General features: G+C 54.2%; 22 protein-coding genes. 18 read left to right on the plus strand and 4 right to left on the minus strand.

Going from position 1 to position 21,004, the window contains the following annotated elements; genetic code table 11:
• Nucleotides 1-48: 48 nt before the first annotated feature.
• Nucleotides 49-2,025, minus strand: coding sequence for an alkyl/aryl-sulfatase (locus ACMYSO_RS01745; RefSeq protein WP_434668972.1), 1,977 nt, complete (start codon nt 2,023-2,025; stop codon nt 49-51).
• A gap of 750 nt (nt 2,026-2,775) precedes the next feature.
• On the opposite strand from ACMYSO_RS01745, the gene ACMYSO_RS01750 reads away from it, so the two are divergent.
• Entirely contained in the window at nt 2,776-4,488 is a 1,713-nt protein-coding gene (locus ACMYSO_RS01750; protein ID WP_434668973.1) for a pectate lyase, read from the plus strand.
• 95 nt (nt 4,489-4,583) lie between these two features.
• On the opposite strand, the gene ACMYSO_RS01755 is transcribed toward ACMYSO_RS01750, so the two are convergent.
• Entirely contained in the window at nt 4,584-5,174 is a 591-nt protein-coding gene (locus tag ACMYSO_RS01755; protein ID WP_434668974.1) for a response regulator transcription factor, read from the minus strand.
• 401 nt (nt 5,175-5,575) lie between these two features.
• Between ACMYSO_RS01755 and ACMYSO_RS01760 the strand changes: the two genes are divergently transcribed.
• From ACMYSO_RS01760 to ACMYSO_RS01830, 15 genes are all read left to right on the plus strand, one after another.
• The gene (locus ACMYSO_RS01760) at nt 5,576-5,803 is read left to right on the plus strand and encodes a hypothetical protein (RefSeq protein ID WP_434668975.1); all 228 of its coding nucleotides are present in this window, start codon (nt 5,576-5,578) and stop codon (nt 5,801-5,803) included.
• Nucleotides 5,804-6,055: 252 nt separating this feature from the next.
• Complete coding sequence (locus ACMYSO_RS01765) at nt 6,056-6,604, plus strand: fimbrial protein (protein WP_434584781.1); 549 nt, start codon at nt 6,056-6,058, stop codon at nt 6,602-6,604.
• Between the two features lie 72 nt (nt 6,605-6,676).
• The gene (locus ACMYSO_RS01770) at nt 6,677-7,231 is read left to right on the plus strand and encodes a fimbrial protein (RefSeq protein ID WP_434668976.1); all 555 of its coding nucleotides are present in this window, start codon (nt 6,677-6,679) and stop codon (nt 7,229-7,231) included.
• A gap of 13 nt (nt 7,232-7,244) precedes the next feature.
• Nucleotides 7,245-9,755, plus strand: a complete 2,511-nt coding sequence (locus ACMYSO_RS01775) for an outer membrane usher protein (protein ID WP_434668977.1) — start codon at nt 7,245-7,247, stop codon at nt 9,753-9,755.
• A gap of 78 nt (nt 9,756-9,833) precedes the next feature.
• Nucleotides 9,834-10,601 (plus strand): fimbria/pilus periplasmic chaperone, encoded by a 768-nt coding sequence (locus ACMYSO_RS01780; RefSeq protein ID WP_434668978.1) that lies wholly within the window; start codon nt 9,834-9,836, stop codon nt 10,599-10,601.
• Nucleotides 10,602-10,676: 75 nt separating this feature from the next.
• Nucleotides 10,677-11,279, plus strand: a complete 603-nt coding sequence (locus tag ACMYSO_RS01785) for a fimbrial protein (RefSeq protein ID WP_434668979.1) — start codon at nt 10,677-10,679, stop codon at nt 11,277-11,279.
• Nucleotides 11,272-11,814 carry a fimbrial protein gene (locus tag ACMYSO_RS01790; protein ID WP_434668980.1) on the plus strand — a complete coding sequence of 181 codons (543 nt, stop codon included), beginning with the start codon at nt 11,272-11,274 and terminating at the stop codon, nt 11,812-11,814. Before ACMYSO_RS01785 ends, ACMYSO_RS01790 begins: the two co-directional genes overlap by 8 nt.
• The gene (locus ACMYSO_RS01795) at nt 11,811-12,299 is read left to right on the plus strand and encodes a fimbrial protein (protein WP_434668981.1); all 489 of its coding nucleotides are present in this window, start codon (nt 11,811-11,813) and stop codon (nt 12,297-12,299) included. Before ACMYSO_RS01790 ends, ACMYSO_RS01795 begins: the two co-directional genes overlap by 4 nt.
• 10 nt (nt 12,300-12,309) lie before the next feature.
• Nucleotides 12,310-12,780 carry a fimbrial protein gene (locus ACMYSO_RS01800; protein ID WP_434668982.1) on the plus strand — a complete coding sequence of 157 codons (471 nt, stop codon included), beginning with the start codon at nt 12,310-12,312 and terminating at the stop codon, nt 12,778-12,780.
• 11 nt (nt 12,781-12,791) lie between these two features.
• The gene (locus ACMYSO_RS01805; protein WP_434668983.1) at nt 12,792-13,319 is read left to right on the plus strand and encodes a fimbrial protein; all 528 of its coding nucleotides are present in this window, start codon (nt 12,792-12,794) and stop codon (nt 13,317-13,319) included.
• Nucleotides 13,320-13,449: 130 nt separating this feature from the next.
• A complete protein-coding gene (murQ, locus tag ACMYSO_RS01810; protein WP_434668984.1) occupies nt 13,450-14,367 on the plus strand; it encodes an N-acetylmuramic acid 6-phosphate etherase in 918 nt (305 codons plus the stop codon).
• The gene (locus ACMYSO_RS01815; RefSeq protein WP_434668985.1) at nt 14,357-15,709 is read left to right on the plus strand and encodes a PTS transporter subunit EIIC; all 1,353 of its coding nucleotides are present in this window, start codon (nt 14,357-14,359) and stop codon (nt 15,707-15,709) included. Before murQ ends, ACMYSO_RS01815 begins: the two co-directional genes overlap by 11 nt.
• Nucleotides 15,710-15,721: 12 nt before the next feature.
• A complete protein-coding gene (locus ACMYSO_RS01820) occupies nt 15,722-16,579 on the plus strand; it encodes a MurR/RpiR family transcriptional regulator (RefSeq protein ID WP_434668986.1) in 858 nt (285 codons plus the stop codon).
• The gene (locus ACMYSO_RS01825) at nt 16,576-16,923 is read left to right on the plus strand and encodes a YidH family protein (protein WP_434668987.1); all 348 of its coding nucleotides are present in this window, start codon (nt 16,576-16,578) and stop codon (nt 16,921-16,923) included. The genes ACMYSO_RS01820 and ACMYSO_RS01825 overlap by 4 nt, the downstream gene beginning before the upstream one ends.
• Complete coding sequence (locus ACMYSO_RS01830; protein WP_434668988.1) at nt 16,913-17,269, plus strand: DUF202 domain-containing protein; 357 nt, start codon at nt 16,913-16,915, stop codon at nt 17,267-17,269. Before ACMYSO_RS01825 ends, ACMYSO_RS01830 begins: the two co-directional genes overlap by 11 nt.
• Here the strand turns inward: ACMYSO_RS01830 and ACMYSO_RS01835 are convergent.
• On the minus strand, nt 17,238-17,609 hold the full coding sequence (locus ACMYSO_RS01835; protein ID WP_434668989.1) for a nitrogen fixation protein NifS: 372 nt from the start codon (nt 17,607-17,609) through the stop codon (nt 17,238-17,240). The two genes, ACMYSO_RS01830 and ACMYSO_RS01835, sit on opposite strands and share 32 nt — an antisense overlap.
• A 222-nt stretch (nt 17,610-17,831) precedes the next feature.
• On the opposite strand from ACMYSO_RS01835, the gene yjjJ reads away from it, so the two are divergent.
• Entirely contained in the window at nt 17,832-19,136 is a 1,305-nt protein-coding gene (gene yjjJ, locus ACMYSO_RS01840) for a type II toxin-antitoxin system HipA family toxin YjjJ (RefSeq protein ID WP_434668990.1), read from the plus strand.
• A 31-nt stretch (nt 19,137-19,167) separates the two neighbouring features.
• On the opposite strand, the gene ACMYSO_RS01845 is transcribed toward yjjJ, so the two are convergent.
• Nucleotides 19,168-19,557: a hypothetical protein gene (locus tag ACMYSO_RS01845; protein WP_434668991.1), complete on the minus strand. Its 390-nt coding sequence runs from the start codon at nt 19,555-19,557 to the stop codon at nt 19,168-19,170.
• 280 nt (nt 19,558-19,837) lie between these two features.
• Here ACMYSO_RS01845 and ACMYSO_RS01850 point away from each other — a divergent pair, with 280 nt between their 5' ends.
• Nucleotides 19,838-21,004 carry an efflux RND transporter periplasmic adaptor subunit gene (locus ACMYSO_RS01850; RefSeq protein ID WP_434668992.1) on the plus strand — a complete coding sequence of 389 codons (1,167 nt, stop codon included), beginning with the start codon at nt 19,838-19,840 and terminating at the stop codon, nt 21,002-21,004.

Here is a 21,004-nt window from a genome sequence, read left to right on the forward strand (position 1 = left end):
AAGCCCGGGAGTATTTCCCGGGCCTGAGGGTTATGACGTCGCGATGGTTTACGGCGTAACGATGTTGAACCAGAACTCAAACTTGTCCATATAGCCCAGCATCTCGTTGAGCTTGTCACCGTTCCCGGTGATTTTGACTTCGCCCTTATCTTCAGCCTGTTTCAGCGTTTCTTCTTTCAGGATGATTTTGTTGAGCGTCGCACGGTCAAGCACGATGGTCGCATCAGCGTCTTTCGCTTCGGCATTGGCGGTGTGGTTCAGCACGCCGTTTTCCAACTCCAGCTTATATTTGCCGCCGTCGTTGCCGAGGTCGATGTTAAACACCGCTTTGGCCTTACCGGCTTTTTCACCGTTAATATGGACCGCCAGATAGTCGAAGAACATTTCCGGGGTCATGGCACGCACGGTATCCGGGCTGGCGGTATTTGGCGTTGGTCCTTTCACCACGCCGTTACGCAATTCCTGTGCACCGGTCAGGTAGAAGTTACGCCACGGGCCAGACTCAGCCTGATAGCCTAACTGCTCAAGTGCATCGGCTTCCAGATTACGCGCATCCTGGTTTTTCGGGTCCGCGAAGACAATCTTGCTGACGACCTGCGCTACCCAGCGATAGTTACCCTGTGCGTAGTCTTCTTTCGCTTTGGTCATGATGGCATCGGCGCCGCCCATATACTCAACGAATTTCTTCGCCGCTTCTTCCGGCGGCAGTTCGTCGAGGGTTGCCGGGTTGCCGTCAAACCAGCCGAGGTACAGCACGTAGGTCGCTTTCACGTCATGACTGACGGAACCGTAGTAACCGCGGTTGGCCCAGGTATGCGCCAGGCTGTCCGGCAGTTTGAATTTGGCGGCGATTTCGTCACGGGTCAGACCTTCGTTCGCCATGCGCAGGGTCTGGTCGTTGATGTAACGGTAGAGGTCACGCTGGCTTTTCAGCAGGTTAACCACGTTTTCGTTGCCCCAGGTCGGCCAGTGGTGCTGAGCCATGATGATCTCAGCTTTATCACCCCAGCGCACAATCGCTTCGTTGATATATTTTGACCACGGCAGCGGTTCACGGATTTTCGCGCCGCGCAGGGAGTAGGTGTTGTGCAGGGTGTGGGTCACATCTTCCGCTGCTTCGATGAGTTTTTTCTCTTCGATAAACCACAACATTTCAGACGGTGCTTCGGAGCCCGGAGCCAGCATAAAGTCGTAGGTCAGGCCGTCGATCACTTCTTTCTGGCCATCTTTTTCGATGATGTTGGTTGGGGCAATCAGGGTCACCGTACCGGCAGAGGTGGTGGTCCCCAGACCGGCGCCCACCTGGCCTTTCGCATCAGGCTTCAGCAGGTTGCCGTACATGTAGCTGGCGCGGCGGCTCATGACGTTACCGGCCATGATGTTTTCCGCTACAGCTGCTTCCATAAATCCGGACGGTGCGTAGACTTTGACCTTGCCGGATTTCACATCGGCTTCGTCAATCACCCCGCGCACGCCGCCATAGTGGTCAACGTGGCTATGGGTGTAAATCACGGCAACTACCGGTTTTTTACCGCGGTTTTTGTAGTACAGATCCATCCCGACTTTCGCGGTTTCAGCAGAAACCAGCGGGTCAACGACGGTAATCCCTTCTTTCCCTTCAATAATAGTCATGTTGGAAAGATCCAGGTTACGGATCTGATACACACCATCGGTCACTTCAAACAGACCGCTGATGTTGATCAACTGGGACTGGCGCCACAGGCTTGGGTTAACAGTATCTGGCGCTTTTTCGCCTTCTTTAATGAAGGAGTACTGCTCAGGGTTCCAGATGACGTTGCCTTGCTCACCTTTAATCACTTCGGTTGGCAGCGCGGCAATAAAGCCTTTGTGGGCGTTGGTGAAATCGGTGTTGTCGGAGAAGGGAAGTTGGTTATAAAGCGCGTCGTTGGTTTGTTTAGTGGCCGCCGTTGCGTCTTTAGGCGCAACATCCGCCAGAGCAGGAAGCGCAATGGTGGATAGCATACCGGCTAAGACCATTCCCTTCATTATTGGTGTCAGTTTCATTAAATTCCTCGTCGGTTTACACATCCAAACGGAAGACGTGTTCGGATATTCAAATTTCACATCTGCTCATAAATATAACCAATGTTTTACATTCAGCAAGTGAACTGCGACAAAAATATTTTTTCGTAAACTTCTGGAAAGGCATTATATAACAGGGTGTTATATGATAATGCAGTTCAGATTCGAACTCTGGCAATACCGCCGAACAACTATCAGGATTTACCTGTGTTAGTAACATTTTTTAAACATCTTTACCGATGTTGTTTATGTTTTGTACACCGACATTGTCACAAAAAAAATGTGACTGATTCCGGATGGCGTAGATAAAAATGGCACCTGTCACGAAGGTGTTCTCTGACCAGGAACGGCGTTTTCAAACATCCTTTCCATTCTGTTACACGTTTTTTCGTGAATTAAGACAATTCTGATGAGCGATAACGACTTAAAAGAGGGTTCTGGCAAACCTAAATATCATCGAAACCTAAACACAAACCATTTCAATTAAAATGAAACGATGTTTTGTGATGTACTGCGCGGTTCCTGTTCGTCGTGCATGATAAATACGTATTGTCTGACAGGGAGGTGTATATGAGCGATTAGTTTAGGGCCACACCAGCGCCGCGAAGATACCTATGGCGCGAATATCAGCTGTAACCATCACAATACCAGGGGACTGCCTCAGGGGTAGGTTTTGCCGTGTTGGCTCTATTTCTGTAAGTGGCAGGCTTATTATTAGAATAAGAGGTTTCAATGAATTTCCGCGTAATCGCTGTCTCCAGCAGTTTATTGCTGCTGTCTTGCTCTACGGCGTATGCCGATAGCTCACGTTTAGATGCCGTAAAAACCTTTGCCGATACCGTGCTGGATAAAGCAGGGGATAAATACCATGGCAGTAACCCATCACCGCTACTTGCCAGCGGTGTCGACCCGAGAACCGGTGAACAGATGCAGTGGGTCTTTCCTGATGGCCGCACCGCGGTGCTGTCCAACTTTTCGGCCCAGCAAAATCTGATGCGGGTGTTGGTCGGCCTGAGCAATCTCACCGGTGACGAGAAATATAAAAAACGCGCCGAAGAAACCGTGCGCTATTATTTCAAACATTATCAGGATAACAGCGGATTACTGATCTGGGGCGGTCACCGCTTTATTGATCTGAAAACCCTGCAACCCGAAGGGCCCAGTGAGAAAGAACTGGTTCATGAATTAAAAAATGCCTATCCCTATTATGAGCTGATGTTTGCGGTGGATAAACCGGCGACGGTGCGGTTTATTCGCGGTTTCTGGAACGCACATGTCTACGACTGGGAGGTAATCGAAACCAGCCGTCACGGCCAGTATGATAAGAAAATGGGTAAACTATGGGACAATAGCTTTACCCAACAGCCGCCGTTTTTTGCCACTAAAGGACTGAGCTTCCTCAATGCCGGTAATGACCTGATTTACTCCGCATCGATGTTGTATAAATACAATAACGAACCGGGGGCGCTGGTCTGGGCAAAACGCCTGGCAGAGCAGTACGTTTTACCGCGTGATAAGCAAACCGGCCTTGGCGTCTATCAATTTACTCAGCCGCTCAAACGGGCGGAAACCAGCGACGACAGCGATACCAATTCGAAGTATGGCGATCGCGCCCAGCGTCAGTTTGGGCCGGAGTTTGGCCCAACGGCACTGGAAGGCAATATGCTGCTGAAGGGACGAACCAGTACGCTGTATTCGGAAAATGCCCTGATGCAACTGGCGCTGGCAAAATCATTGGGCAGCAACGGCGCCGATATTCAGAAATGGACGATCGACGGACTGAAAGCCTTTGCCCATTACGCCTATGACGCCAGCAATAATACCTTCCGCCCGATGCTGGCCAATGGTACCGACCTGTCGAATTACACCTTACCGCGTGATGGCTACTACGGTAAAAAAGGCAGCGTACTGAAACCTTATCCGGCCGGCAGTGAATTTCTGTTGTCCTACGCCAGAGCCTATACCCTGGCAAAAGACAGTGAGCTGTGGAAGGTCGCCCGCGGGATCGCCAGCAGCGAAGGGTTAGGGGACATCGGTGAGCCAAACGGCATAAAGGCGCAGCTCAATATGAGCACCAAAAACAGCGATCCGTACGCTATTTTCGCCCTTATTGATCTGTGGCAGGCCACCAGCCAACAGCATTATCTGCAGCTGGCCCAGAAGGTGGCAGATAACATCCTGCAGCATCACCGCCTGAACGGTTTTTTTGTTGACCAACAAAATGTCCAGTACGCCAATATCGATAACATCGATCCCTATGCGTTGTTAGCCCTGGAAGCCGCGCTGCAGAATAAAGTGGATAGCGTCCCTCAGTTTCTCAACGGATCCGGATTTACCGAAGGTGCATATCGTTTAGCCGACGGCAGCGTGCGGATTTCAACCCGCGATGAAGAGTTGTTCGCCCTGAAAATCGGGGAGCAATTAAAACCAAACGGTAAAAAATAGCCCGATAAGTCAGTCAATGGTTCCAAGGGCGGGAAGCGTGGCAGGCTTCCCGTCTGATGCTTCTCGTCGCCCCCGTTGAACCGGCGAGGTATCCCTTATGGCAGCGGTGACTCTTCGCTTGATGCTGAACGCCAGGGGTGATTTTGATGCTGAATAATCATGCCGCTTTGCAACATCCAGTCGTAGAGCTCCTGGTTGCTGGTGAGCTGTAATTTACGCATCGCCGAGTGTTTATGCGAGCTGACGGTCTTTACGCTAAGCTGCATTTTTCGGGCAATTTGGCTTAGCGGCAGCTGCGCCGCTATCTTTAGCAGTACGTCTTGTTCACGCGACGTAAAGCGAATGAGGGAGATCTCACCCTGTAAAATGTGAGCCCCGGCAGGGGTCAACAATTTATCCAGCAGATTGACTATTGCCACCGGTTTCTCATTGCGGTTGATAGTACCCTGTAGATAAAGACAATCCCCCCAAAATTGTTCATGTATTACCGTCATTTTCATGATCTTTTTCTCCCCTCCCCAAGGAAAGGCACTATTCACAATCAGGTTCGCCCGAAGGCCATTATTTGCCGGTGTAAATCTGACGGTCATTCCCTTTGCAAGAAAGTAATCATCTAAAATGTGCCGCATGCCTTGTACAAAGAAAATATTAGTGTCATGCAGCGCAATGGTGATAGATGTTTTCATTGTATCTCCTTGAATCTGTACTTTCTGGCAGCACAAAATCGACACGTCCTTTATTTTTTATGCACTGAAATGCAAAAATGCCGTTTATCGCTAATCAAGACGGCTATGTGTTCAGTTTTTTAGCCTGATGAAAAACAGTCAATGTTATTTAGTCTTTCTGATTGCCTTTAAGATTTTTCTTTAAATAATAAGAAAGTTCGCATGACCATGTGCTCCATGTTTTTTTAAGATTACGCTATTCGCACGCAAGAAGATTCTTATTAAGCAGCATGTTACAAGCTTTAACGCACCGAATGTCTTTGGCGGCATACCGCAAGGCAAGCTATCGCAACGGTTTCATATGCTATCAATCAGTGACTTTTTGATCAAATTGATCGCTAAATTCATATTTACAGGATTTAATGCCATTGAAAGGTGCTCATTCCATTGTAAAAATTCTCAGGTTTAGTGATGAATTAAGTGGCTGTTATTTTGTTTTGAAATGCATTTTTGATCAAAAACATCTTTTAAAAAATATTTTTAGCGATAGTTTATTAACACCAAAACACGGTGGAAAATTAACAAAAACATCATCAAACTCAAAGCGATGGCGCATTGCAGCGCAATTAAATCGACCTGAAAGCTTATAAGGTCGATTGTTCTGGCGCAAATGAACGGCCAGTTTAATCGAGTACTGAACTTGATGTGAAAACATTCTCCGGCCTGTTTTACCAGGATCCTTTTTATAAAAATGAAAGGATGCAAACTGAATGCATCTGTTTTTCCAGCACTCCTTTTTATGTGTATACCGCAAAAGAGGGGCGCTGGCCTGAATGGATACTATTCAGAGCGATTCGTTATATTCACATAAATTAGCGTTTTTAAGGACTTAAGGAAAAAAGATGAAACTGAATAAAATTGTATTGGCTACCGTTATGACCATGGGACTGGGTATGGCATCAGTGGCAAATGCAGCAAATGAAGGTGAAGGGAAAATTACTTTCACGGGTTCAATTGTTGATGCACCGTGCTCTATTACTGCAGGTTCTGCTGACCAGACTATTCCTTTAGGCGCTATTTCTAACGTCGCTCTGGCTGCTAATGGTAATACCGGTATTTCCACACCGAAACCGTTCAGCATTGAACTGGTTGATTGTGTGATTGCCACGGCAGGGACTCGCGACAAAGTGACGGTGACCTTTACCGGCGCCGCATCCAGCTATGACGCGGATAGCCTGGCATTGATCGGTTCTGCCGAAGGGGCCTATATCCTGATGGCTCAAGGTGATGGTGCCAAGGTCAAACTGAACACGCCAACCAACGGCCAGACGCTGAAAAATGGTAGCAACTCACTGGCCTTTACAGCGGCGCTGAAAGGTGGTGGTAGCACCGCGACTATCGTCCCGGGTAGCTTCAGCGTCCCGACCAACTTCATGCTGAATTACAACTAAGTCCGTTCCGGTGTTAGTCAACCTGCGGCGCCCATGCCGCAGGTTCCTCTGATTATCCCATGGAGTAGGGCAATGAAATGGATTCATGACGCTTTCAAGGGTACGGCGCCCTCTGTGCTGATTTCCTGCGCCACGATTTTAGCTTCCTGTTCATGGTCTGCTGCCTCTTCTGGCGAGGGGCACGTCAGTGTGGAAGGTTCCATCGTAGAGACGCCCTGCGCGATCGATGTCGGAGGGCGCGATCAAAGTCTGTCCATGGGCACAATGCCGCTTAGTCAGCTTATTCGGGATGGCCGCGGACCAAAAAAATTGTTTTCTATCCGCCTGGTGAATTGTGTTCTGACACGTATCGACCCGGCGCAGACCAACTGGCAGCGCTTTATGGTGACCTTTGACGGTGATAACGACCGTGGTCATTTTGGCTTAACGGGCGAGGCTCGTGGGGTGGCCTTGATGATACACGATGTCACTGGCGTCAGAGCCAGACCCGGAACAGCCATGCCGACCAGATTCGTCGTCCCGGAAGAAATGCAGCTGCGTTATACCCTGAGTCTTGTGGGGAATCAGCAAACGTTGCACGCAGGGAATTACCGTTCGGCAATACGCTTCAGAATCGATTATTACTAAAGGGAATTTCTTCATGGTGCGTTATTTTTCCCGCTCGCTCCTTGCCGTTTTATGTCGGGCAAGTTTAAGGTGCTGCTTATTGCCTGGAGCGGTAAGTGTGGCGCAGGCGAATGATATTCAGTTCAACACTGATATTCTCGATCTTAACGACCGTGACAACATTGATTTAAGCCAGTTTAGCCGTAAGGGCTTTATTCTGCCCGGAACCTATGAGTTGGGGATCAACCTCAATAGTCAGGGAATGCCGGCACAGCACATTAGCTTTTACGCACCAGAGAATGACCCCAAAGGCAGCCTCGCGTGTCTGACGCCGGCCATGGTCGAGCAGCTTGGCCTGACCGAGGAAGCGATGAAGGGACTGAACTGGTGGCACCAGTCGCAGTGCCTGGATGCCAGCAGTCTTAAGGGTATGGAAATTCGCGCCGATCTCGGTACCAACACTCTGTATCTCAGCGTACCGCAAGCCTACCTGGTCTACAGCGATGCCAACTGGGACCCGCCCGCGCGTTGGGAAGAGGGGATCCCCGGGATCCTGCTGGACTACAACTTCAACGCACAAACACAACGTCAGAACCAGACCGGCATTCAGGGTTACAACCTCAGCGGCAACGGGGTGACCGGCGCCAACCTTGGCCCGTGGCGGTTCCGCGCCAGCTGGCAGACGCGAATTAATCACCAGACCGGAACGGGTCAGCCGACCGATCAGAGCTTCGACTGGACGCAATACACTGCCTGGCGAGCGGTGACGCCTCTGCGTGCCCGGTTGACGCTTGGGGAAGATTTTCTTAATTCCGATATTTTCGACAGCTTCCGGTTTACCGGCGGTAGCCTGATTTCCGACGACAATATGCTGCCACCAAACCTGCGCGGCTACGCGCCGGAAGTGAGCGGCGTGGCGCGCGGCAACGCCAAAGTGGTGATCAGCCAGCAGCAGCGGGTCATCAAAGAGGTACTGGTACCTGCCGGGCCATTCCGTATTCAGGATCTGGACAGTGCGGTGTCCGGGGCGCTGGATGTGCGGATCGAAGAGGCCGACGGTAGCGTCCAAAATTTCCAGGTCGATACTGCCACTATTCCGTATCTGACCCGTCCTGGCCGGCTGCGCTTTAAAGTTGCCGCCGGGAGGCCCTCGGACTGGCAGCATCAGGTCAACGGGCCGGTATTTGCCACCGGGGAATTCTCCTGGGGGGTCAGCAACGGCTGGTCGCTGTATGGCGGCGGGCTTGCGGGCGACGACTATTCCGCACTGTCGATTGGCCTCGGGCGCGACCTGATGGTCTTCGGCGCGCTGTCTGCGGATGTCACCCAGTCTCGCGCCCGACTGCCGCAGCAGGGGACGCTGCAAGGGGGGTCATACCGTCTGAGCTACTCGAAGCGCTTTGACCAGACCAATAGCCAGGTGACGTTTGCCGGCTACCGGTTCTCTGACAACCGCTTTATGTCGATGGGTGACTTCCTGAGTGCGCGAAACAGTCCCAGCGGCTCGCCCGTCGGGCGTAGTAAAGAAATGTATACCATTACCTTCAACCAGCAGCTGCAGTCCCTGGGATTAAGCGCCTATCTGAACTACAGCCATCAGACCTACTGGGATCAGGCAACCAACGATCGCTATAACCTGACGATTGCCCGTTACTTTGATATCGGCCGTTTCCGCAACATTAACCTGTCGCTGACGGCCTATCGCAACAACTTCAACAATACCAGCGACGATGGCGTGTACCTGGCGCTGTCGATGCCATGGGGTGATACCGGCATCGTGAGCTATTCCGGCTCTTATGCCTCCAGCGCGAATACCAATGCGGTGAGTTATTCCAGCCGCCTTGGCGATGCGGACAACTACACCTTGCGCGCCGGGTTATCCGACAGCAAGGCCGATCTTAACGTCTATTACTCACACCGGGGAACGCTGGCGCAGGTTGACGGCATGGCCAGCTATCGTGCCGGGCAGTACAGCCAGTTCGGCATGTCGTTGATGGGCGGCGCCACGCTTACCAGCGAAGGGGGCGCGCTGCATCGCGTCGGCCTGTTGGGAGGGACCCGCATGCTGGTCGATACCGATGGGGTCTCCGGCGTGCCGGTTGGTGGCTATGGCAGCACGGTGAACTCCAACCTGTTTGGTAAAGCGGTGGTCTCCGATGTGACCAGCTATTACCGCAACAGCATCCGGATCGATGTCGACAAACTGGCCGATAACGCCCAGGCCACCCGTTCAGTGGTGCAGGGCACGCTGACCGAAGGGGCCATTGGCTACCGCCACTTTGAGGTTATCGCCGGTGATAAAGCGATGGCGGTTATCCGCCTCGCCGACGGATCTGTCCCGCCATTTGGCGCCACGGTCCTCAACGCCAGACGCCAGGAAGCCGGCATGGTATCTGACGCAGGCAACGTCTATCTGAGCGGCCTGCAGGCGGGTGAAACCCTTACCGTGCACTGGAACAGCCAGGAACAGTGCCGACTGACGCTACCGCCGGCGATCCCGGCCGGCATGGTGAGCAGCCTGCTATTGCCATGCGTTAAGAGTTAACCGTTCTCGTGCCTACGGGCAAGAACGGGTCTGTACACAACGCCACATAAGCCAGTTTACGAGAAAGAGAGCAAGGCCATGACCACAAAAAATACGTTTTTAACATCGCTGCTGGCGATCTCCACGCTGACGGTTGCGATGACCTCCGCTCAGGCGGCCATCTCCTTGGATCGCACCCGGGTGGTGTTCCCGGGTAATGAGAAATCGGTCAGCCTGACCGTGCGCAACCAGAACCCGGAGCTGCCCTATCTGGCTCAGGGTTGGCTGGAAGATGCGCAGGGGGTCAAGCTGGAAGGACAGAGCGCCTTTACAGTACTACCACCGGTGCAGCGTGTAGAACCCAAGGGACAAACTCAGGTGAAAATCCAGGCGATGGCGGGCGCAAATGCTTTGCCGCAGGATCGTGAATCGCTGTTCTATTTCAATCTGCGCGAAATTCCGCCGAAGAGCGATAAGGCCAACGTCCTGCAGATAGCGCTGCAGACGCGCATCAAGATGTTCTATCGCCCGGTGGCCCTGGCGGAAGCGGCGGCAAAACAACAGGCAACGCCATTTCAGGAACAGCTGACGCTTGCTAAAAATGGCGACAGCTATACCGTCAATAACCCAACACCATATTTTGTCACGCTGCTGGGCGCGAGCGCTAAGAAAGGCGGTGCGGTGGTGGCAGGATTTGAGCCGCTGATGATCGCCCCGAAAAGCAGTATCCGGCTCGGCGGCAGCGCAGCCACGCTAGGCACGTCACCGGTGCTGGTTTATGTGAACGACTATGGCGGTCAACCCACATTATCGTTTCGTTGTGCCGGCAATTCCTGCCATGTCGATGAAAGCAAACGCGATAAATAATCCCGGGTGGCTGACACAAGGGATCGGCGATGTCCTGCGGGCATAAAGAGTGACGGAATAGTGAGAGGACCCCTCATGGAAAAGACAATACTGCCCGGCAAAGCCGCCTGGAGCCACGGTTTGATCGGCGGGATGCTGGTTATTTTTCTGCCTACGATGGTACAGGCCGCATCGGGAACGATTGACGGTCTCCACGGGGTACTACGCGTTTCGGGGGCGCTGACTGAGAGCCCCTGTCATCTCGAAATGAGCAGCGCCGACCAGACGGTGTCGTTGGGAAACGTCGATACTGCGCGTTTGCATCGGGTCGGAGATCGGGGTACAGCGGTGGCGGTGAAGCTACATCTGCAGGACTGCCTGCGTAACGCTGCCAGTCATCGCGATCTGCAGGGCAACCTGGTCTGGAGCGCTAACCAGCCGGCGGTCTCGCTGACCTTTACCGGGGCGCAGGATACCTGGAATCCGCAGCTGTTTATGGCGCGCGGCGTGAGCGGCATGGGGATTCGTCTGACGGACGTCTCACATCGCAACGTCATGCCCGGACTGCCTGGACAGCCGCAGTTAATGACCCCCGGCAACAACGTGTTGACCTATTACATCGTACCGGAGCGTACCGGTGCGCCCTTGCAGGCGGGTGCCTATCTGGCCCAGGTCAATTTCAGGTTGAATTATGAATAACGTACAGCTCCGTTGGCTGAAAAACCTCGCGACCTCAACAGGCAGGTGTAGCCTGTCGGCCGCCATTGGAGGGCTGATGTTGTCTCTGCCTTCGGTACAGGCCTCCAACTATATTGACTTCACTATCATCGGTACGGTGGTGAGTAGCCCGAGCTGTACCCTGAATGCAAACAGCGATATCACGGTGGAGTTTAATGGCGGCGTCGCGCTGGAAACCACCAGTATCGATGGCAGCCATTACATTACGCCGGTGCCGTTTACCCTCAGCTGCCGTAACAATCCCTCGACCTTACGCCTGAGTGTTCAGGGGACCGGGAGCACCTTTGATCGCACGGTACTGGCCACCAATATCGCGGATCTGGGGATCAGGTTACTGAAGCCGGACGGTGCTGCGCTCAATCAGGGAGAGTGGCTCAACTTTACCTATTCTGCCACGCCGCCCGCTATCAAGGCGGTCCCGGTGAAACGCCCCGGCGCTATTTTACCCGGCGGAGCGTTTACGAGTACGGCAACACTATTGGTGGAGGTTCTATGAGTCCGATCGGCACGCCGGGCTGGGTTCTGAGTCTGATGTTAACGCTGGGCTATCTGCTACCCGCGCAGGCGGTCAGCGTCAAATTCATCGGCACCCTGGTGGTTCCACCACCGTGCATCATCAACAGCGGCAATGATATTGCGGTGACGTTTGCGAATGACATGTTGGTGGGCCATCTCAACGGCGTGAATTACGAGCAAAATATCCCTTACACGCTGAACTGCACTGGGGCGACCCATGCCACATTGCGGCTGCAGTTTCAGGGGAGCGGGGCAGGGTTTGATGCCAGCCTACTGGGCACCAGTAAAACCGGACTGGGACTGGAGTTGCGCAGCGGCGGTAGCAAACTGCCGGTGAATACATGGCTTAATTTTAGCGACCCGGCTCGCCCGGTCCTGACCGTGGTACCGGTCAGGGAAGCGGGCGGGAGCCTGGCTGGGGGAGCATTTACGGCTGCTTCTACGTTGGTGGTGGATTATCAGTAAGGAAATCGTAATGAAAGGAATACCCCATGCCCTGATCCTGTGGTTAGCATCCAGCGTGCCGTCAGCCTATGCCGTTCAGGTCACCTTTGCAGGGGGGCTGGTTGAGTCGCTGCCTTGCCTCGTCAATGACGGCCACCTGATTGAGGTTGATTTCGGTAATAACCTGGTTATCCGCCATCTGGATGGCGTGCGCTACCGGGAACCAATTCAGTACCAGCTGGTTTGTCGTGGCTCAGGGACCGTTAAGCTGAGCGTCCAGGGCAATCCGGTGAGCTTCGATAACGCCGCGGTGCAGACCGACAAGAGCGGACTGGGCATTCGCCTTGAGCTTGCAGGCAAGGCATTTGCCTTAAATACCCCCGTGGTCGTGGACCCGGTGAACCCGCCCACCTTGACGGCGGTACCGGTTGCCAACCCCGCGCAGAAGCCGGGGCCTGGGGCCTTTACGGCACGGGCCACTTTATTGGCCGAGTATGAATAGGAGAGTGCCTGATGAATCGATGGCAAGGAGTGCTGTGTATGGGATGGGCGTTGCTGATATCAGCCCCCGTCAAGGCAGTGGAGAATCTGGCGTTTCGCGGCGCGCTGGTGAATGCGCCTTGTACGCTACGTGCAGGAAGCGAAGATCTTGAACTGCCTTTCGGGACGGTAATCGATAAATCGTTGTACCGCGAGACGCGAACCCCGAGCAAATCGTTCCACCTGTATCTCGATGACTGTGATACGGCGGTACTCACCGGCGTAAAACTGACCTTCAGCGGTCGAGAGAGCCCGGCGCTGCCGGGATTGCTGGCGCTGGATGCGTCGAGTGTGGCGCAAGGCGTGGCGGTGGGCATCGAAACCACCGGGGGTCAACTTTTGCCCCTGAATATGCAGGGACCGCAGACCCTTCTGACGCCAGGCGATATGGATATTGTGCTCCAGGCATTTGTCCAGGGCGAACCGATAGCGCTGGCCAACAAAACCTTGCTGCAAGGCCCCTTTACGGCAACGGCGACCTTTGCACTGGAGTACCAGTAACGGTACCCCAGGTGATTAGCTACCGATCGTTTGTTTTCTGCGCGCAATCACACTTCCATCAGTGGAATGTTGTTTATCGACATTTTGTAATGATAAAAATGTCGAAACATTTCAAGGAAACCCTCCCATTATGGATACCCTCTCTCTGACCATTAGCCAGGAACAGAATAGCGACACCGTTAATCTCGCGGATTTGCCGCTGTCGGATATGCTGGCGCTGCTTAATCAACACGATGCCTGCGTTCCGCAGGCAATTAGCCAGGTTTTACCTCAGGTAGAAGCCTCGGTGCGCCTGATTACGGCGCAGCTGAAAAAAGGCGGTCGACTCTTTTATGTCGGAGCGGGTACCAGCGGACGCCTTGGTGTGCTTGACTCTGCCGAGTGTCCTCCCACTTTCGGCACCGATCCTGAGCAGATTCAGGCGGTGATCGCGGGTGGTCTGGACGCGATGCTGCGCGCCGTAGAGAACGTTGAAGACGATCGCTCCGCCGCTGTAGAAACCTTACGCTGCCGAAAACTGGCAGCGGAGGACGTAGTGCTGGGTATTGCCGCCAGCGGACGCACGCCGTTCGTGCTGGCTGCCCTCGACTATGCCCGTGAGGTAGGAGCCAAAACCATCGCCCTGACCACCCGGGGTCTCAGCGCTATTTCGCAGCATGCAGATATCGCCATCGCGCCGGACGTGGGGGCGGAGGTGCTCTCCGGTTCGACCCGTATGAAGAGCGGATCGGCACAAAAGATGCTGCTCGGGATGATCAGTACCGCCGTTATGACCCAGCTTGGTAAGGTACACGGCAACTTTATGATCGACGTGAAGGCATCGAACGAAAAACTCTACCGCCGCGCAGAACATATGGTGCAGCAGATTTGCGCCATTGATGAGCCAGGTGCCAGAGCTTTGCTGCAATCGGTGGGGTACAGCGTGCGGGCAGCGGTACTACGCCAGATGCTGAACCTGACGCCTGAAAAGGCGTTAGCCAGGGCCGCCGAGCCATTCCGCTCGTTAACATCACAGCTAGGGACCGGAGGTGAACAACATGGCGAATAAGATAGATCATCTGGAAGCTGTGGCGGATGCTATTGAGCAAAATATTGGCGGTTTTGCCAACGTCGTTACACTGACGAACTGCATGACCCGGGTACGCATCGTACTGGCCGATCGCACGCAGTTTAATGCCGACGCGCTGCGCAAAACCGAAGGTGTTAAAGGCGTGGTGGATGCAGGTGAGCAGTTTCAGATTATTGTCGGGATGGGCACCGCGGCAAAAGTCGCGGGAGTGCTCAATAAGCGACGGGGTGGATCGGAGGCATCCCCGGCTGCGTCAGCGGAGAGGAAACCATTATCCGTGCGCCGTGCGCTCAACACCCTGGCGGCAATTTTTGTCCCGACGATCCCGGCGCTGATTGGTTGCGGTCTGATCCTGGGCCTGATTAACGTTGTGAAGCTGCTGTTTCCCGCAGTGGTGACCAGCCATCAAGAGCTGTTCACGCTATTCACCGTCATCGGCAAAGCGGTTTTCACCGTGCTGGCCGTTATGATAGGTATGAACACTTCGAAAGAGTTGCAGGCTTCCCCGGCGATTGGCGCGGTGATGGCGGCGATCCTTACCGCTCCGGACCTGGCGGGTATTAAGCTATTCGGTTTTGGCCTGACGCCGGGCGGCGGCGGTATTTTTGCTGTGCTGCTGGTATGCGCGTTTGCGGCTAAGTTTGAACTCTGGTTTCGTGGTTGGTGTAAAGAGAGCCTTGACCTGATCCTGACCCCGATGGTGACAATTCTGCTCTCTTCACTCGTGGCGCTGCTGGTTCTGCAGCCTGCGGCCCATGCGGTCAACCTGTGGCTGGGTAATCTGGTTTCTCTGGCGCTGCTCAATCACTCTGCGGCGTCGGTGATTGTCGGTGCGGTACTGGGAGGTGGCTTCCTGTTCTTGCTGCTGACCGGGTTGCATCAGGGGCTGATTCCGATCCACGCCCAGATCCTCGATACCTTTGGTCTTAACTACCTGTTTCCTATTCTGGCGATGGGCGGGATGGGGCAGGTCGGGGCTGCGGCTTATGTCTATCTGAAGACGAAAAATCCGCGGCTGAAAAAAACCATCGCTGGGGCGCTGCCAGTGGGGATTATCGGCGTCGGTGAGCCGCTGCTGTTTGGCGTGTCGTTGCCGCTGGGCAAGCCCTTTATCGCGGGCTGCATCGGCGGCGCTGCGGGGGGCGCGGTTATGGCTGCCTGCAAGGTTGGGATCATTATCCCGTTCGGTACGGCCGGGCTGTCGCTGCTGCCGCTGGTGGGGCCAGGCCAGATCCTGCCTTTTCTGCTGGCGGTAGGTTGTGCCTGGGTCGTCGGTTTTTTGGCAGCGATGCTGCTTGGTTTTACCGATCCTACAGAGTAATTTGGAATAACTATGGACACGATTATCAGCAAAATCAGGGCGCTGGTGCACACCGGCAAGCGTGGCGAGCGGGCGATATCTACCTTTATCATTGCCCAGGGATTTGACCTCTCCACGATGAGCGCCACGCGTGTAGCGCAAGCGCTGGACATCAGCGATTCAACAGTGATTCGCTACGCCAGAATGCTGGGCTGCAATGGCTTTCCCGACCTGAAGCTGCAGCTGGCCGCTGCAAAGCCCGACAGCGCAGCCGTCAGGCAGGAGATCTACGAGGGGATTGAGACCGATGATAGCACCGCGCAGATCGTGGCAAAATCAAAGCGGCTTTTCACCAGCAAGATAGAGCAGTCGCTGGATCTTATTGAGCCTGAGGTCATAGATGCCTGTGCTCATCTGCTGGTTAACGCCCGCAAGGTTGTGCTGGTAGGGATTGGCTCTTCCGCCTTAATTGCTCTGGATATGAACCACAAGCTGATTCGCTGTGGCCTGAACGTGCAGTTCAACTATGACTATCACACCCAACTGGTGCAGGCGTCGCTGCTCGGCCCTGGCGATGTACTGTTGGCTGTCTCCGCCCGGGGGGAGAGCGAAGAGGTGATAGAGGCGCTGACCCTTGCCCGTAATGGCGGGGCGCAGACCATCGCCCTTACGCGTTATGGCAAAAACAGAGCCAGCGCGCTGGCGGAACACGTTATCGCTTACAGCTACACCGAAGCCCATGAGAAGTTGGGGATGGTGACGCCGCAGATTTTACAGATGATTGCCTTCGATATTCTGTTTTTCAAAATCAATGGCCTGATCTCCCATGACAGTATGCGAACCGCCATGAGCGCTGTAGACAAGCATCAGCAAAGGCGAGGTCAACCATGAAGATCTCCCATCTCGGAGAAGCTCCGGATTACCGCTTCTCACTGGCAAATGAACGTACCTTTCTGGCGTGGATCCGCACCGCACTCGGATTTCTGGCTGCGGGGGTGGGTCTGGACCAGCTGGCTCAGGACTTTGCTACCCCCGTCATTCGTGAATTACTGGCACTGTTGCTGTGCCTGTTTGCCGGTGGTCTGGCGATTTATGGCTACCTGCGCTGGTTGCGTAATGAGAAGGCCATGCGGCTGAAGGAGGACCTGCCATACACCTACAACTTGTTGATAATCAGCATGCTTTTGATGAGCGTGACGGTGATGGTCATCGCGTTGGTACTGTATGCCGGATAGTCGTAAAGCACGTCGGATCGCCGATCCGGGGCTCCAGCCGGAACGCACGTCACTGGCCTGGTTTCGTACCCTGCTGGGATATGGGGCACTGATGGCCCTGGCGGTAAAACATAACTGGCATCAGGCTGGGGGCCTGTTCTGGGTCTCTGTTGCCGTACTGGCTGCGGTTACGATCATTCTCTGGCGCTATACCCGCAGCCGAAATGTGCTGGATGTGGTGAATGACGATTTTTCTCAATCTCGCGTGGCTCGTGACAAATTTATGATCTCCTTCGCGGTGTTATCCCTCGCAATACTGTTTGCCGTCGGACTCATCACGCCCCGGCTTTATCTATTATTTCCCTGACTTTTCTCATTACCGGCATGACGTCACCATTGGCATATTCCATCGTCGTTAAATAAACAATATGGTTTTTATCAAACCCCTCGCGGTAAAACTGAAAACGCAATCCGGGAACACAAACCAATAGCGTGACGTTCTGCTCGATGAGTTTCTCTATATCGGATTCGGTAGTATCAAGCTCCGCCCGCCAGTCGATGCCCTCGGCGGCCATCCTGTTTTTTAATCTTAAGAGGTAATCACCGGATCGATACCAGCCAAAAAGACCTCCGCCTGTACCATGCAGAGGGGAACGACCTAACGTTGGCGACGGTTTAACTATAAGAACGATCTTTTTAACGCTCATCCGCACTCTCCATTTGCAAAAGACGTTGACTGCCCTTGTAAAAAAACTATCACAGACGGGGCGCGTGTCCATTGATTTGTAAGACACAATCCTTAATCAGCCTGCCTGACGTTGGCATATTGGCAAAGAAGCGTCCGGCGCAGATGACATATGATCGAATAACTGATAAGTTAGTTATTCAAAAATCTATTCACTTATCTATTCATAAAGTGATTCATCGCCATGACAAACCGTTCTGACACCATCCGCCAGTTGCTACGCCAGGGGCCTACGCCTGTAAGGCAACTAACTGAAATAATGGGCATTAGTCAGCCCACAGTTTCCCGTGCGTTAAAAGCGCTGGGCGATGATGTCGTACGAATTGGTGCCGGACCATCTATTCAGTATGCGTTGCGCGACGCGTTTCGCGGGTTCAGTTCCGTCCCTATTTACCGCATCACTGAAGAGGGGCAAATCAAACCCCTCGGGAAACTCATTCCGGTTCATCCCGGCGGGTATGTCATGGAGCAGACTGATAACGTCTGTCTGCATAGCGACGGCCTGCCGTGGTGGTTGTTCGACATGCGACCGCAGGGCTACCTTGGTCGAGCATATGCCTCCGCGCATTCAACCGCTCTGGGGTTGTCGCCCAATCCGGAAGTGTGGACGGACACCGAGGTGATTAGCGCGCTGCTGACGCATGGGCACGATGCGGTGGGGAATCTCCTGATCGGGGAGCGGGCCAGAACCCAGTTCCTGGAAATGGCGGAGCCTAAAGCGGTGGATCGCGCCACGACCTATCCCACGCTGGCGCTGGCGGTGAGCTCCGGCGAAGTTCCGGGGTCATCTGCTGGTGGTGAGCAGCCAAAATTCTGCACCTATACCGACCGCGGCCATGTGCTGGTGAAATTCACCGCGCTGGACGATAACCCCGTCAGCGAACGCTGGCGCGACCTGCTGCAGGCCGAGCATCTCGCTCTGAAAGTGCTGGGAGTCAACACCGAGGTGTTTGATTTTGGCGGACAGCGCTTCCTGGAGATCCCCCGGTTCGATCGCACCGGGCCGCTAGGCCGTATTGGTCTGTTTTCTTTGCGGGCGCTGGAGGCGGAGTTTGTTGGTCGGGCGAGAGACTGCTGGCCCGTTCTGGTTAATGAACTGGTGAAGCAGCAGCTGGTTCATCCTGATGCCGCCATGGGGACGGCACGGCTCTGGGCGTTTGGCATGCTGATCGGCAATACCGACATGCACCACGGTAATCTGTCGTTCCTCAGCAGCCATGGCCGCCCGTACCACCTTGCGCCAGCCTACGACATTCTGCCCATGGGGTTTGCCCCTAAATCCGGTGGCGCCATGGTGAATACGCTGCGGCCCGCAACGCTGCTTGAGGCGATCGATGGTGAAGTCTGGCGCGAAGCCCTGGCGCTGGCTGAAGAGTTCTTCACGTTAATCAGTGAGTGCCGCCGTTTCTCCCCGCAGTTCGCCCCGTGTCTGGCGGCGTTACGCAGCCACCTTGACGAGGCGCGGGTGCGGATATCACGTCTGGGCTAATAACAAAAGGCGCCGCTGCGCCTTTTAAACGCTACTGCATGTCTTTCTGATACATCTCTACCAGCTTCTGTTTTTGATCCGCGCTCAGCATATTGCTGACGCTGGTGTAGTAGGTGATTTTGCAGTGCGCGGCCTGGTCATGGAGCTTGTTCTGAATGGCCATTTGTTGGGTGAATGTCGCTTCGTCCACTTTGCCCTTTTTCACCATCTCAACGAACAGGTGCGGCTGATACTTTCCGCTATCGATATTATTAAAACATTGCTCGGCGGTGGCGTGAAGCTGAATAAGCTGGTCTTTCTGTTGTTTATTTAAATGCAGAGCGCCGCCCATTTCTTCAGGGTTTGTTGGGGCTTCGGCGGCCAGGGTCATACCAGAGAAAATAAGTGAACTCAGGCCAATAATAATAGTATTAAGTTTCATATGTCGTGCTCCATATTATGGTTGGTCGTGCCCGAAAAAGCCTCTGCCGCAAAGAGCCTGTGCGGCAGAGGAATCGGACTTTCAAGTTTTACAGCACCTGCAGTTTTGCGCCCTCAGAGCAGAGTCCGGTGGCGCTGGAAATACGGTAATCGGCACGGTAGTTTTCTGGCAAGAAATAAGCAGTCCCAAATGAAACTCTTTTCACCGTCGCTATTTTGTATAGTTCCTCCCTCGATATAAATAACAATATTTTCTCGGACTTATCAGGCGGAATTATATAATGAATACGCTTCACAGAATGCTGTCGGGTGGTTTGCTGATATCATGCGCTACCCTGTTAACGGCATGCGATCGCCCGGCCACCCCGACGGCCGGGACGCCAGCACACGCGGTAGGGGTCGTGACATTGCGCTCCCAGTCCCTGCCGGTAAAAACAGAGCTGCCGGGCCGCGTCCTGGCATTTCGCGTGGCCGACGTTCGCCCCCAGGTGAACGGGATTATCCTCAAACGCAATTTTGTTGAAGGCAGCCATGTGAAGGCGGGAGAGTCGCTGTATCAGATCGACCCAGCCCCCTATGAGGCGGCGTTGAGTAACGCAAAAGGCGACCTGGCCAAAGCCAAAGCGGCAGCAGTGCAGGCACATCTGACCGCCGGTCGCGAGCGCGCGCTTATCAAAAATCACTATGTCAGCCAGCAGGATTACGACGCGGCAGTTGCCAGCGCCGAGCAGGCCGATGCGCAGGTGGTGGCGATGCTGTCGGAAGTGCAGACGGCGCAAATCAACCTCAACTACACCCATGTCACTTCACCGATTTCCGGAGTGATTGGTAAATCAAGCGTGACCGAAGGGGCGCTGGTGACCAATGCCCAGTCCTCCGCGCTGGCTACCGTGCAGCAGCTCGACCCGGTGTATGTCGATGTTACGCAATCCAGCGATGATTATCTGCGCCTGAAAAGCGAGCTGGAGAAAGGCGAGATACAGCAGCAGGACGGCAAAGCCGACGTGATGCTGCAGATGGATAACGGGCGTCTTTACCCGCAGCAATGCAAGCTTGAATTTTCCGATGTCACGGTGGATCAAACCACGGGGTCGATTACGATCCGCGCCGTCTGTCCTAACCCCGATAATATTTTGCTGCCCGGGATGTTTGTGCGGGCATTTCTGACCGAAGGGGTTCGCGAGAACGCCCTGTTGGTACCTCAGCAGGCGATTGCCCGCACGCCTCATGGTGATGCCACCGCCCTGGTGGTGGATAAAGACAACAAAGCGCAGCTGCGCCCGGTGGTTGCGGCCCAGGCGATGAGCAACCAATGGCGCGTCTCTTCCGGCCTGCAGGCGGGCGACCGGGTGATTGTTACCGGCCAGCTGATGCTGCGTCCAGGAATGCCGGTAAAAGCGACCGAAGATGACAGCATGGCGGCCTGGGCTAACGGAACGGGGAAATAA

The sequence above is a fragment of the Klebsiella sp. B345 genome (genome assembly GCF_051131735.1).
In the GTDB taxonomy this organism is placed as follows: Bacteria; Pseudomonadota; Gammaproteobacteria; order Enterobacterales; family Enterobacteriaceae; genus Klebsiella.